Here is a 12621-nt window from a genome sequence, read left to right as displayed (position 1 = left end):
AAAATGGTGATTGAATCATAAGTGTTAGAGGCAGGTGCATGAGTATGTATTTTGTGGATCGTAAGAAAATAGAAGAACAGCTGGTTTATTTCGATAAAATGATTGTTCTCATGAAGGAAAGTTCTTTTCAAACAGAACTTCATTTTCTCGGATTAGAGCGAATTCATCACGTTGTCATTGAGAGCATGATTGACGTAGGGAACAGCATCATTGATGGATTCATTATGCGAGATCCCGGGAGCTATGAAGATATTATTGAAATCCTAGCTGATGAAAAAGTAATATCAACTGAAAATACTATTATGTTAAAAGAAGTCGTGGGCATGAGAAAACCACTAATGCAGCAATATGTTATGCTTGATCATGAAGCATTGGAGCAAAATCTTCGGAAAAACCTCAGTGCACTAGAGCAGTTTCCTACTGATATAAGAACATACTTAAATCAAGAATTAGGGGCTGTTTCAGCTTTTCTTCCAGATAATGAAGATTGATGTTAAGGTAAACACACATTGTAAAGAAAGTAAGGTGTTTTTGATGAAAAGAGTAAGAAACGATCAGCTGACATTTTTTATTCAAAAACCCGAATATATGAACCGCTTTCATTAATGAAAGCGGTTTTCTTATGGATTGGATAAGTAGAAGGAGGATAATAAGTACATGAAAAACTATAAAGGCTATTTAATTGATCTAGATGGTACGATGTATCGGGGCACTGAAAGAATTCACGAAGCAGTCGAGTTCGTGAAGCGTTTAAAGGAAGCAAATATTCCCTATTTATTTGTGACGAACAATTCATCAAAACGGAAAGAACAAGTTTCTGATAAGCTTGAGGCGTTTGGTGTACCATGTACGCCAGATCACGTGTTTACAACCAGCATGGCAACAGCAAGTTATATCTCTAATAAGAAGCAAGATGCTTCGGTTTATGTGATTGGAGAAGAAGGCATTCGCGATGCCTTAACGGATGAAGGTTTAATGATTCAAGACGACAATCCAGACTATGTTGTCGTTGGGATTGACCGTTCAATCACATACGAAAAATTTGCGAAGGCGTGCATTGCCGTTCGAAACGGAGCTACTTTTATATCGACAAACGGAGATATTGCGATTCCAACTGAACGAGGATTGTTACCCGGTAATGGTTCATTGACGGCAGTCGTGACTGTTTCAACGGAAGTAGACCCTATTTTTATTGGGAAGCCTGAACCTATTATTATGGAACAAGCTCTTGCTCAACTTGGAACACCGAAAGAAGAGACGTTGATGGTTGGGGACAATTATCGCACCGATATTCTTGCAGGCATCAATGCCGGTTTGGATACATTGCTTGTTCATACAGGTGTAACAACGAAAGAACACTTGTTATCAGTCGAAAAGCAACCAGAGTACACAGCTCTTACGCTAGATGAATGGCAAATATAAAAACGCCCATTGGGCGTTTTTATATTTGCCGTTATTCTGTTTTTTGAGCTCTATGGGCAAGTCGACTAGATGCAGCTGCCGCAATAGCTCCAACAATATCGTCGAGGTAGGTATGGCATGCACCACTGGATTTATCATTTAACTTTTCGAGAATGCCAGGCTTTTGTTTATCGATAAAACCATAGTTCGTAAGGCCAATCGATCCATATACATTTACAATTGAAAGAGCGATGATTTCGTCTACGCCATATAGACCTTCATCTTTCATTAATATATCTTGTAGAGGCTGATCTAGCAGTTTTCTTTCCGTAAGTTCGTCAAGCTGAATTCCCGTGAGCACTGCATTTTGCACTTCTCTTTTTGAAAGTACACGTTCTACATTTTGTATGCAAGTTTCCATTTCAAGGTTAGGGTGATATTTTTCTTGGAGATAGAAAACAAGGTCTGCGATATCTTTGATCTCGACACCACGTTCTTTTAATTTACTTCTCGCTGCTTGTTCTACAAGGTCCATAGGTTCTTGGCCCATTCTTGTCCCACCTAACTTTATAGTAAATTGGTATTGGATGTTATTGATTATATTAGTATATGGTAAGTCAGGAAGAAATATGACACTAAACTTCTGTGACTACTTTACACCGATTGGGCGCGCGGGGCATATAGTACGGTATTAAGACGAATTGCCGGAGGGTCAATATGCTTGAACGAGAGGTTTTTCATCAATATGGAATCGTTATAGATCAACATAATGTTAAAAATAGTGGATATTTGCTTCGTACATCTGATCAATCTGAATTTATTTTAAGACGTGCATTAAGTGAACAAGAAAGTGAATTTCCCTGGTATGTAATGGTTGCAAACTTTCTTAATCAACAGAATGAACCTACAATGTTACCGATTTCTTCAAGAAGAGGGAAGTATATAGAGACAATTCAGAATGAGGCGTATGTTCTTTATCAAAAACCGTATGATCGAAATATTCGCATTCATCACAATGATGGGAGTCGGCTAGCGCTATTTCATAGGAAAGCAGGTAATCTCCTAGCAGCTTATAGTGAATTACCAGAAATTCAACCTTGGCAGATGCGGTGGCAGTACAGGATAGACCAACTTGAATCTTTTCGTGAGGAATTGAAGAATCAGACTCAGCCTCTCAGAGAATTTGATGAATGGTTTATAGAAACATTCCCCTATTATTCTGGCTTATCAGAGAATGCGATTCAGTACATTGTGGACTGTGGTATTGACATGGGAATGAATCCATTTCAGATTAGAACTCTTGCGTTTAATCGGTATACAGCCAATTATCACCGTACATCTGAAGGGCTATTTCCGAATGATCTCATCCTTGACCATCCAGCGAGAGATCTTGCTGAGTGGATTAGATATGAGCTAGTTGAGGGCGAGGGGAATTTTGAAGGCATCAGGCAATTTATGTGGAATTATCATGAGAGGCGTACGTTAACTCAAATGGACTGGAATCTACTGTATGCTCGTTTGTTATTCCCTCTTCCATATGTAGAGACAGTGGAGCATTACTATAGTGATGGCAATTTAAAGGAGAAAGAAAAAAGTTTTGTGAATTTAAAGCAACTTGTGAGAAGAGAAGGAGAAAGGGAGGAAATGTACCGTTTGTTGTTTCAGGAATTGATGGGTGAATATGGCAAGCAAATGAGAAGAGTAGATTGGTTAAGTTAAAAATAAAAACCCCCTCCATGACAGAGGGGGTGGATGTGTTTGGTTTAAAATACTTGCTCGAGTTCAGTTACGCCAGGAACTTCTTCAAGAAGTGCGCGTTCAATACCTGCTTTAAGTGTGATAGTGGAACTAGGGCAACTGCCGCATGCTCCCATTAAACGTACTTTAACTACGCCTTCTTCGATGTCTACAAGCTCTACGTCTCCACCGTCACGCAGAAGGAATGGACGTAGTTTATTCAATACATCTTGTACTTGCTCTTGCATCATTCATCGACTCCCTTCATACTTCCATTATACTAATGATTAAGTTAAAAATCTATGTGCTAATGTAGAATGATTATAATTCTCATCCTAACTTTATCATGGTATGAATCCATATTCAAGATTGGAACATGAAAAAGGCGAATGCTTCTTTTCTACATGATAGGAATAGGGTACAATGAAGGTAAATTGATTGAATAGAAAGGACGTTTTCACCATGGAAGAAGTACTCGTCTATGGAGCAGGTGAGCGCTGTGCAAGCTGTGTAAACTTGCCTTCTTCAGAAGAAACGGCTGAATGGCTTAAAGCGGCCCTCGACCGCAAGTATCCTGATCGCCAAATAGTCGTTCGATATATTGACATTCATAGTAAACTCTCCGGTTATGAGGCGGCTTTTGCTTCAAAAGTGATTGATGAAGATCTGTTCTATCCAGTTGTTGTCGTCCGAAATGAAATTGTGTCAGAAGGTAACCCTAAATTAAAAGACTTATATGCTGTTCTAGAAGACCGTTCTGCAACGGCTTAAATGATAAAACCCGTGAACAAATTTGTTCACGGGTTTTATCTTACGAAAAAGTATATTTACTTCTTATAAAGGTCAACCTTATTAACCGTTATGATTCTTATACATCCATAATATACCTGACTTGAGTAGACGAGGAACTCGGCCAGTAAGTGGACGATTCGCCATGACACCAAAGCCATGCTTGCTTCCGAGTGAGCCAAGCGTTCCTTTGATTTTAATTGGTGGAAGCGCAGGTGGCGTTTCTTTTTTCCATTGCTTCTGCAATACGAGAGCAATTTGTTCTGCTTGTTCCTCAGCAAGCTGAGCACTTGGTGCATGTGGCAAGCTTGCACAGTCTCCTACAACAAAAACATTCTCATGACTTGGAACAGAATGATAGTCATTTAATACAATACGCTTCTGGGCATCTTTTTCAACGTCAAGATCTCTTACGATTTTGTTAGGCTGGATGCCAGCTGTCCATACAATTGAATCACAGTGGACAGGCTCTCCATGATTAAAGAGCGTATTGGGTTCGACCTTTGTAATATTTGATTCACTAACAACTTCTACATTACGCTCCTCAAACCAGGATTGAACGTATTTTCCAAGTCGTTCTGGGAAGGCAGAAAGAATAGTGTGTCCTCGATCAAATAGCTTAATTTGAAGATCTGGCCTACTTTCATGAAGTTCACTTGCTAGCTCCACTCCACTAAGTCCTGCACCGACAATACCAACGACAGATTTAGCGCCGAGGTTGTTCAATACTTCATACGTTCTTCGAGATGAATCAATCGTTTGAATGCTTAGAGTATGAACATCTGCACCTGGTACGTTATGATACTTATCTTCGCATCCTAGTCCAATGACGAGCGTGTCATATGCAAGGTCATCATCGTCATTTAGGTGAATGACATTTGAATCTAGATTTATACTAGTGATTTCGCCGTATTTGATTTCTAGCTTCTTATGAACTGGGAATTGAACACGTATGTGATGATCACTTGCTGTTCCAGCGGCAAGGGCATAATATTCGGTTTTCATACTGTGATAAGGGTTGCGGTCAACAAGCGTAATTGTGAGGTCTTCTGGTAGATCAGATGCAAATAATTTCTGTAGGATACGCATACCACCGTATCCGCCGCCTAATAGCACTAGCCTTTTCATGATAAGAGGTCCCCTTTAATAAAATTGCATAACGCTGTCTCCCTATAATAAGTAGAAAAGATGAAGAAGAAATGATGAATTAGGAAGAAAAAAGGAAGCGACACGCGCTATAATATAGTTATACGATTCATTATGTTATGACAGTTAAAAGTATAGCGAAACTGTGACTTATGTACAATAACATTTCTTAAATGCTTAACTGAGGAGTGGCTTTACTGTGAAGACAATCGAATTTTGTGCGGGAAACTTGAGAGAGAATAAGCTCGTATGGGAGGCCCTGGAGAAGATCCACGATATTGAATTAATTGACTACGGCTGTCTTGGTTATTGTGGGAACTGCTACTCTGAGTCTTTTGCTATCGTAGATGGACGTTTAGTAAATGCGGATACATCTGAAGCTTTAATAGAGAAAATAATGCGAAAATTAATCGATGAAAATTAAGGGCTTTCATTGCTCAGTTTCTGTGTTATAATGACAAAGGTCCATTGAAGTCTAATAGAGAGAGAACGGACTTTTTATTTTCCGCGTACACGCGAAAAATGTCGAATATTCAGATAACAAAACACTGTTTGTAAGCGCTGTATTTAGCTAATTGCTATAATATTTCTATTTAAAATCTGGTAATGGGGTAGGCTATGCTTATAAACGGGTTCAATAATTAACAAGGGGTGTAAAATATGCAAATTTTATGGGGATTCGGTGGTATGGCTGTGTTATTTGCCATCGCACTAATCTTTTCTACAAATCGCAAAGCGATTAACCTACGTACGGTACTGGGTGCACTTGCCATTCAGGTTGCATTTGCATTTGTAGTATTAAAATGGGAAGCGGGTAAAGCTGCTTTAAAACAACTATCACTATTCGTTCAGGATATTATTGGATATGCAAATGAAGGAATTGGCTTCCTTTTCGGTGGCTTAATTGGAAATGAAGACATTGGAATGATCTTTGCATTTCAAGTACTAACGATCATTATTTTCTTCTCTTCTCTTATTTCTGTGCTCTATTACCTTGGAATTATGCAGTGGGTTATCCGTATTCTTGGTGGAGCAATTTCATGGGCGCTTGGAACAAGTAAAGCGGAGTCACTCTCAGCTACTGCAAATATCTTTGTTGGTCAAACAGAAGCGCCACTTGTCATCAAACCTTATTTAGATAAAATGACGAAATCAGAACTTTTTGCAGTTATGACAGGAGGACTTGCTTCGGTAGCTGGTTCGGTCCTAATTGGTTATTCTTTATTAGGTGTACCGCTTGAGTATTTACTAGCGGCAAGTTTCATGGCAGCACCAGGTGGATTGTTAATGGCTAAGCTCATCATGCCAGAGACTGAAACACCAGAAACAGCGAAAGAAATTAAGATGGAAAGAAACGAAGATCACGTAAACGTGATTGACGCTGCTGCACATGGTGCATCAGACGGTCTGAAACTTGCTTTAAACGTTGGAGCGATGCTTCTTGCGTTTATCGCATTGATTGCCCTGCTAAACGGTTTACTTGGAGCAGTAGGTGGATGGTTTGGCGCAGGAAGCATAACGATTCAGCAAATTCTTGGGTATATCTTCTCACCACTTGCCTTTGTTATTGGTGTTCCGTGGCAAGATGCTGTTCAAGCAGGTAACTACATTGGACAGAAGTTAATTCTTAATGAATTTGTAGCTTTCTCTTCTTTCGGTCCAGAAATTAGTGCTGGGAACCTAACTGACAAATCAGTTGCGATTATCAGTTTTGCTCTTTGTGGATTTGCGAACTTCTCTTCTCTTGCTATTCTACTTGGAGGCCTTGGAGGTCTAGCGCCTAAACGTCGTCCTGAAATTGCAAAGCTTGGAATGCGCGCAATCCTTGCAGGTACGCTTGCAAACCTTTTAAATGCTGCAATCGCAGGTATGCTAATTTTCTAATTTTGAAAGCCTCTTTTATAGAGGCTTTTTTTTATATCGTTTTGATTGGTTGTATTGAAAACGGAAGGCGAAGCGGTGTTGTTTTTTGCCTGTTTTACGGTATACTTGTCTAAATAATAGACAGGGGGGATCACTCGTGAGTAGCTTTGAACATACATTGCCATATGATCGTATGATGGGGGACGTCTATGTTCCGCATTGTCCATTTTGTCATAGTGAGAATGTTTTAACGCCTATGACAGAACGAGATTACCAACAAGGTTGTGAAGAAATCAAAACAAGACTCGTGATGCCTTGCTGTAACGGCAAGCTCATGATTGAGAAAATTGATAGTGATTATTTCTGGACGACAGAAGCTGTTCGAAAGAGCCATTAAAATATAGAAAGAGTGAAAGCATTGCAAGAGATAACATATACAAAAATGCATGGTCTTGGTAACAATTACATTTACATCAACTTATTTGAGCAAAAGTTAGAAGAAAAGAACCTTCCTCAATACGCAAGAGAAGTATCGGATGTTTACACGGGTATAGGATCGGATGGAATGATCTTGATTTGCCCATCCGATCAAGCAGAAGTGAAGATGAGAATTTTTAATAAAGATGGTTCTGAAGGGAAAAACTGTGGCAATGGCCTCCGCTGCGTAGCTAAGTATGCATATGAAAACCAGCTGGTTTCTTCAACGAAATTTGCCATTGAAACGCTAGCAGGACTTGTACAGGCAGAAGTTCATTTAGCGGATGATCGTGTGGAGACTGTTACGATTGATATGGGGAGACCGGAGTGGACAAGAGGTAGTCTTCCGATGAACGGAAATTCAGAAGACGAAGTGATTGATGAAACGGTGTTTTTTGAAGAAGAACCACTTCAAATGACGGGAGTATCGATGGGGAATCCTCACATGGTGATGTTTGTCGATAATATAGAAAAGGCTCCTCTCACAACAGCAGGACCTTATTTTACAGATCATCAGCTATTCCCAGAAAGTATTAATGTTGAATTTGTTGAAGTAGTCTCTAGCAGTGAATACCATTTTCGGGTATGGGAGAGAGGCTCTGGTATTACTCAAGCTTGTGGAACAGGCGCATGTGCAGCAGTAGTAGCAGGCGTATTAAATAACAAAACATTAAAGGGTACAGAGGTGACAGTTCATCTCGCAGGCGGCGATCTGGAAATTACGTGGGATGAAGATGATCACATCTGGATGACTGGTCCAGCAGTGACGATATCAACTGGAATTTATTATACAGGGAAATAACTGGATATTTGTAAATGATAGGATATTGTTATAGAATAATAAGTGGTTATGAATAGAAGGATCATTCAAGACTCCGCCTGTGAAAAGATACGGCGTGAAATTCTATGCGCAAAAATGACTCAAGCCGATATAGTACTTGGCTTGAATTACCCGGAACTATTGGCATATGGTCAAAAACTTGATAAGAAGCATAATCTGATATTACAGTTGAAATACAATCATTAGGCTAGCGAAGTGAGTATTTCTGTTTGATAGTGTTCAATTGTTGAGCTTAGTTCTATAGCACGATATACTAATAGTAGCATTACGGTGATTGGAGGGATTTAAATGATCCATTTATCTGAAGCTGCAGCAGCACAGGTAAAAGAAATGATGAAGCAAGAAGAAGGCGACAATCTTTATTTACGCGTAGGTGTTAAAGGTGGCGGCTGTACTGGTTTAAGCTACGGCATGGGCTTTGATACAGAAATGAAGGAAGATGATCAAGCTCTCGACGCTCAGCATGGCGTAACGATTATTATGGATAACGAAAGCGCACCCGTTTTAAACGGTGTGAATATTGATTATAAACAAAACATGATGGGCGGCGGATTCACCATCGATAATCCGAACGCGATCGCATCATGCGGCTGTGGTTCTTCGTTTAAAACAGCGACCAACGCTGGTACGCCGGAGAATTGTTAAGAAATTAAATATCGGATAGGGTGAGTCATGACCCGTATCTTAAAGCTTCTCCAACGTTCAATTGTTTATTGAACGTGTGGGGGAGTTTTTTTATTACTCTCTTTCCATTATAGGTTTTGCCTTAAGCTCTCTGAACAATTTATGAGCTTTTTAAATGTAACCTTAATCCAGATTCAATAATGAAAAATTTCTTTTTTTATGTCTAAAAAAAGGGATTTTAGTCGTTCCATCGAACACAGTGATGGTGAAGAAAATTTATCTTCTATGAGAGTTAACATTCAAACGATCAATTTGTAAATTTACAAATTGATCGACTTTGCCAGGAAGAATGGAATGTCTATTCTAATTATGAAAAGGAGTGTCACACATGATTGAAATTGGAGTTGGGTTACAACTTTACACGTTGAGAAACGAATGTGACAAGGATTTCTTCGAAACGTTAATAAGAGTAGAGGCCATAGGCTACGAAGGTGTTGAACTTGCAGGATTGCATGGATATGAACCATCAGAAGTAAAAAACAAATTAGATGAACTTGGGTTAAGCGTCATTGGACATCATATCCCGATTGAGCGGATTGAAAACGATTTGGAAACTGTTATAGAGGAACAAAAAGTACTTGGAAACAGCCGAATTATTTGCCCGTGGCTTCCACCTGAAAGAAGAAGTCATGAGGACTTTTTAAAGGTAGCTAAGATCATGAAGAATGCAGCGGAAATTTGTACTGAGCATCAAATGGAATTAGGATATCACCATCATGATTTTGAACTTGGTCGAAGTATTGAAGGTAGTGAGCTGTTCGGAATTTTAGAGGCGCATTCTTCCATTCAGGCTGAATTTGATATTTATTGGCTTAACCAGGTTGGTCATGATCCAGTTGAGTGGATGCAAAAGTTCTCAGGTAGAACACCAATCATTCATTTAAAGGACCGCTTGGATGATGAGAGAGAAGCAACGGCTATTCTTGGCACTGGTAACATTGCGATTCAGGAAGTAGTGGAGCAGGGGCAGGCATGCGGCGTAAAATGGTGGGTTGTTGAGCAGGATGAATGTGATGTTGATCCGATTGAAAGTGTGACTCAGAGTTATAAATATTTAAGAGAAATACAGCTAAAAAAATAAAATGGTTAAAATATTCAAAAAATAATGTTGAAGATTCTGTGAACTTACGTTATGCTGTTTGTAATCGATTTCATGAAATCGGTTACAAACGAAGGGAGGTTCTTTTGTACTTTCTGAGGAGGATGAAACATGGCAACAATTGCTGATGTCGCACACTATACAGGTCTATCACGAGCGACTGTGTCACGTGTCATCAATGATTATCCACACGTAACTAAAGACAAGCGTGAATTAGTTCATAAGGCAATGAGGGAACTAGGTTACTTTCCTAATACATCAGCTAGAAACTTGCGAAATCGAAGAACAAATCTAGTAGCTGTGTTAATTCCAAGATTAACGAATCCGTTTTTTACACTGGTTCTTAATGGAATTGAAAGCGTGGCTGAAGCGAATGGATTTCAATTGATCATTTGTCAGACGAAATCTAGTAAAAAGAAGGAACTCGAATACTTGAATTTGTTACAGACGAAGCAAGTTGATGGTGTTATTTTCACTTCGATTGAAAATAATTGGGAAGAAATTCAGTCCTACACGGCACATGGACCGATTATACTTTGTAATGAATATCATCACGATGCGACGGTACCAATGGTTCGATTGAATCAAGTTCAGGGGAGTTATTTAGGAACAAAGCATTTAATTGAGCGAGGACATAAGCGGATTGCTTATTGTATGGGCTCAACAAGCGGGTTGTCTAATGATCGCCGTAAAGGAGTCTTTCAAGCGATTGAAGAAGCTGGCCTAGAAATAAAGCCAGAATGGATCTTCCAAGATACATACACAATGGAAGACGGCGTAAGAACGTTTAACAAAATTCTTGAATTAACTGAACGACCAACGGCTATCTTTACCGGAGGAGATGAAGTGGCAGCTGCAATGGTGAAGGAAGCAAAGCGAAATGGATTAGATGTTCCGAAAGATATAGCGATACTCGGATTTGACGATCAGCCAATTGCCAGCTTAATTGAACCAGAGCTAACAACCATTTATCAACCCGGTGCAGAAATTGGCGGACAAGCTATGTCTATTTTTATTGATTGTTTAAAAGGGCAGTGTGAGCGTACAACTCAAAGTGTTAAAGAATTACCACTATCGCTTGTTATTCGTAACTCTACATAACTTGCGATAAATGTAAGCGTTAACTTGTTTATTGAAATCGATTACAATTTTGAAATCGATTTCAACCAAATCTAAGGGGGATTTAGTATTATGCGAATTATGAAGAATAGTAAACTACTTTTTATCGTTTTGGCTCTTATCCTAGTTCTATCGGCATGTAGTTCTTCAAACAATTCTTCAAGTAATAACAACAGTTCTGGTGATGAAAATGCAAGTTCAGGTGACGAAGAGAAAGTAACACTCGTTTATGCGCGTGGTAAAGATGCAACAGGTGCAACCGATGTAATGGTTGAGGAATTTATGAAGCAAAACCCGAATATCGAAATCGAATTCCGCGAGATGCCGACCGACACAGGAGCACAGCACGATGCTTATGTCACAATGTTGAACGCTGAATCATCAGAAATTGATGTATTCGATATCGATGTAATCTGGCCAGCTGAATTCGCTCAAGCAGGATATGTGCTTCCATTAGACCGTTTTATTGAAAAAGACGGTATTAACATGGACGATTACAACCAGGGACCAGTTACGGCAGCAACATTTAACGGAAAGCAGTGGGCGATGCCTAAATTTATTGATACTGGTATGCTTTTCTATCGCTCTGACTTAGTATCTGAAGCTCCAAAAACGTGGGATGACTTGATGACTCAAGCTTCTGAGCTAAAAGGTGAAGACGGTACGAAGTTTGGTTACCTCATGCAAGCGAAGCAATATGAAGGTCTTGTAACAAACGCAGTTGAATTTGTCGGTTCTTACGGCGGTGCGTTTATTGATGAGAATGGAGAAGTTGTTATCAATAGCCCTGAAGCGATCAAAGGTATTTCAAAAATGGTTGAAATCGCAAACTCTGATTTCGTTCCAGGTAACATCAATACGTTTACTGAAGTAGAATCTCATACTGCATTTATTGAAGGTCAATCTCCATTTATCCGTAACTGGCCATATCAATTCGCACTTGCGAATGATGAAGAACAGTCTAAGATTGTTGGAAACGTAGAAGTAGCTCCACTTCCTGAAGGTGACGCTGGTTCTGCTTCAGCCCTTGGCGGTTGGATGGCAGCCATCAATAATTTCTCTGAACATCCTCAAGAAGCATGGGAGTTCTTGAAGTTTATGACTGGTAAAGAAGGACAAAAAATTGATGCAATTAAAGGTTCACACGCTCCAACAATTCCTGCTCTGTTCGAAGATGAAGAAATTATCGAAGCGAACCCATTCTTTGGAGAAGAAGGATTCCAAACAGCTCTTGAAGCAGCGGTTTCACGTCCGGTAGCACCAAACTACCCTGAAATCTCTGAAATCATTCAAATTCACATTTCTAAAGCGATCGCAGGAGAAGAAACTCCTGAAGAAGCAGCGGCTGCAATGGAAAAAGAAATGAATGAAAAGCTAGAAAAATAATAGAGAAGGTCATTAGCCTTCAATACGAAGGCTAATGTCTTTCCTACATATTCTTTGAAAGAAATTTCATAGTATCAAA

The 12621-nt window shown here is 39.5% G+C and carries 15 protein-coding genes; 12 read left to right on the top strand and 3 right to left on the bottom strand.

Features of this window, described 5'->3' with window-relative positions; all coding sequences use genetic code 11:
• Window positions 1-44: 44 nt before the first annotated feature.
• The gene (locus AC0VYV_RS17640) at window positions 45-491 is read left to right on the top strand and encodes a DUF86 domain-containing protein (RefSeq protein WP_194219608.1); all 447 of its coding nucleotides are present in this window, start codon (window positions 45-47) and stop codon (window positions 489-491) included.
• A 166-nt stretch (window positions 492-657) separates the two neighbouring features.
• The gene (locus tag AC0VYV_RS17635; RefSeq protein ID WP_475374044.1) at window positions 658-1422 is read left to right on the top strand and encodes a TIGR01457 family HAD-type hydrolase; all 765 of its coding nucleotides are present in this window, start codon (window positions 658-660) and stop codon (window positions 1420-1422) included.
• A gap of 31 nt (window positions 1423-1453) precedes the next feature.
• Here AC0VYV_RS17635 and AC0VYV_RS17630 read toward each other — a convergent pair whose 3' ends face one another.
• Window positions 1454-1951: a phosphatidylglycerophosphatase A family protein gene (locus AC0VYV_RS17630; protein ID WP_194218996.1), complete on the bottom strand. Its 498-nt coding sequence runs from the start codon at window positions 1949-1951 to the stop codon at window positions 1454-1456.
• A gap of 167 nt (window positions 1952-2118) precedes the next feature.
• On the opposite strand from AC0VYV_RS17630, the gene AC0VYV_RS17625 reads away from it, so the two are divergent.
• Entirely contained in the window at window positions 2119-3120 is a 1002-nt protein-coding gene (locus AC0VYV_RS17625) for a protein kinase family protein (RefSeq protein ID WP_430241778.1), read from the top strand.
• Between the two features lie 44 nt (window positions 3121-3164).
• Here the strand turns inward: AC0VYV_RS17625 and AC0VYV_RS17620 are convergent, their stop codons facing one another.
• Complete coding sequence (locus AC0VYV_RS17620; protein WP_194218998.1) at window positions 3165-3389, bottom strand: NifU family protein; 225 nt, start codon at window positions 3387-3389, stop codon at window positions 3165-3167.
• A gap of 211 nt (window positions 3390-3600) precedes the next feature.
• Between AC0VYV_RS17620 and AC0VYV_RS17615 the strand changes: the two genes are divergently transcribed.
• A complete protein-coding gene (locus AC0VYV_RS17615; protein WP_194218999.1) occupies window positions 3601-3909 on the top strand; it encodes a DUF1462 family protein in 309 nt (102 codons plus the stop codon).
• An 81-nt stretch (window positions 3910-3990) separates the two neighbouring features.
• Here AC0VYV_RS17615 and AC0VYV_RS17610 read toward each other — a convergent pair whose 3' ends face one another.
• The gene (locus tag AC0VYV_RS17610; protein ID WP_283153730.1) at window positions 3991-5055 is read right to left on the bottom strand and encodes an NAD(P)/FAD-dependent oxidoreductase; all 1065 of its coding nucleotides are present in this window, start codon (window positions 5053-5055) and stop codon (window positions 3991-3993) included.
• 217 nt (window positions 5056-5272) lie between these two features.
• On the opposite strand from AC0VYV_RS17610, the gene AC0VYV_RS17605 reads away from it, so the two are divergent.
• The 8 genes from AC0VYV_RS17605 (at window position 5273) to AC0VYV_RS17570 (ending at window position 12542) form a co-directional block, all read left to right on the top strand.
• A complete protein-coding gene (locus tag AC0VYV_RS17605; RefSeq protein ID WP_475365729.1) occupies window positions 5273-5497 on the top strand; it encodes a DUF1450 domain-containing protein in 225 nt (74 codons plus the stop codon).
• A 236-nt stretch (window positions 5498-5733) separates the two neighbouring features.
• Window positions 5734-6957, top strand: coding sequence for a NupC/NupG family nucleoside CNT transporter (locus AC0VYV_RS17600; RefSeq protein ID WP_404683161.1), 1224 nt, complete (start codon window positions 5734-5736; stop codon window positions 6955-6957).
• Between the two features lie 136 nt (window positions 6958-7093).
• On the top strand, window positions 7094-7333 hold the full coding sequence (locus AC0VYV_RS17595) for a hypothetical protein (protein WP_226615075.1): 240 nt from the start codon (window positions 7094-7096) through the stop codon (window positions 7331-7333).
• A gap of 21 nt (window positions 7334-7354) precedes the next feature.
• The gene (dapF, locus tag AC0VYV_RS17590; protein ID WP_475374043.1) at window positions 7355-8215 is read left to right on the top strand and encodes a diaminopimelate epimerase; all 861 of its coding nucleotides are present in this window, start codon (window positions 7355-7357) and stop codon (window positions 8213-8215) included.
• Between the two features lie 327 nt (window positions 8216-8542).
• Complete coding sequence (locus tag AC0VYV_RS17585) at window positions 8543-8899, top strand: HesB/IscA family protein (protein WP_283153732.1); 357 nt, start codon at window positions 8543-8545, stop codon at window positions 8897-8899.
• 367 nt (window positions 8900-9266) lie between these two features.
• The gene (locus AC0VYV_RS17580; RefSeq protein WP_475372841.1) at window positions 9267-10019 is read left to right on the top strand and encodes a sugar phosphate isomerase/epimerase family protein; all 753 of its coding nucleotides are present in this window, start codon (window positions 9267-9269) and stop codon (window positions 10017-10019) included.
• A gap of 129 nt (window positions 10020-10148) precedes the next feature.
• Entirely contained in the window at window positions 10149-11138 is a 990-nt protein-coding gene (locus tag AC0VYV_RS17575; RefSeq protein WP_430241768.1) for a LacI family DNA-binding transcriptional regulator, read from the top strand.
• 90 nt (window positions 11139-11228) lie between these two features.
• Complete coding sequence (locus AC0VYV_RS17570; protein WP_226615069.1) at window positions 11229-12542, top strand: ABC transporter substrate-binding protein; 1314 nt, start codon at window positions 11229-11231, stop codon at window positions 12540-12542.
• Window positions 12543-12621: the final 79 nt, after the last annotated feature.

The organism is Anaerobacillus sp. QJM3NY_17, from assembly GCF_056173665.1.
Note: the sequence above shows the minus strand (reverse complement) of the source record. Positions and strands in the feature narration are given on the sequence as shown.

What these genes read in the sequence shown, in the direction of transcription:
- AC0VYV_RS17585 (WP_283153732.1), top strand. Translation starts at nt 8,543, where the DNA reads ATGATCCATTTATCTGAAGCTGCAGCAGCACAGGTAAAAGAAATGATG.
- AC0VYV_RS17620 (WP_194218998.1), bottom strand. Translation starts at nt 3,389, where the DNA reads ATGATGCAAGAGCAAGTACAAGATGTATTGAATAAACTACGTCCATTC.
- AC0VYV_RS17570 (WP_226615069.1), top strand. Translation starts at nt 11,229, where the DNA reads ATGCGAATTATGAAGAATAGTAAACTACTTTTTATCGTTTTGGCTCTT.
- AC0VYV_RS17640 (WP_194219608.1), top strand. Translation starts at nt 45, where the DNA reads ATGTATTTTGTGGATCGTAAGAAAATAGAAGAACAGCTGGTTTATTTC.
- AC0VYV_RS17635 (WP_475374044.1), top strand. Translation starts at nt 658, where the DNA reads ATGAAAAACTATAAAGGCTATTTAATTGATCTAGATGGTACGATGTAT.
- AC0VYV_RS17610 (WP_283153730.1), bottom strand. Translation starts at nt 5,055, where the DNA reads ATGAAAAGGCTAGTGCTATTAGGCGGCGGATACGGTGGTATGCGTATC.
- AC0VYV_RS17580 (WP_475372841.1), top strand. Translation starts at nt 9,267, where the DNA reads ATGATTGAAATTGGAGTTGGGTTACAACTTTACACGTTGAGAAACGAA.
- AC0VYV_RS17575 (WP_430241768.1), top strand. Translation starts at nt 10,149, where the DNA reads ATGGCAACAATTGCTGATGTCGCACACTATACAGGTCTATCACGAGCG.
- AC0VYV_RS17630 (WP_194218996.1), bottom strand. Translation starts at nt 1,951, where the DNA reads ATGGGCCAAGAACCTATGGACCTTGTAGAACAAGCAGCGAGAAGTAAA.
- AC0VYV_RS17615 (WP_194218999.1), top strand. Translation starts at nt 3,601, where the DNA reads ATGGAAGAAGTACTCGTCTATGGAGCAGGTGAGCGCTGTGCAAGCTGT.
- AC0VYV_RS17600 (WP_404683161.1), top strand. Translation starts at nt 5,734, where the DNA reads ATGCAAATTTTATGGGGATTCGGTGGTATGGCTGTGTTATTTGCCATC.
- AC0VYV_RS17625 (WP_430241778.1), top strand. Translation starts at nt 2,119, where the DNA reads ATGCTTGAACGAGAGGTTTTTCATCAATATGGAATCGTTATAGATCAA.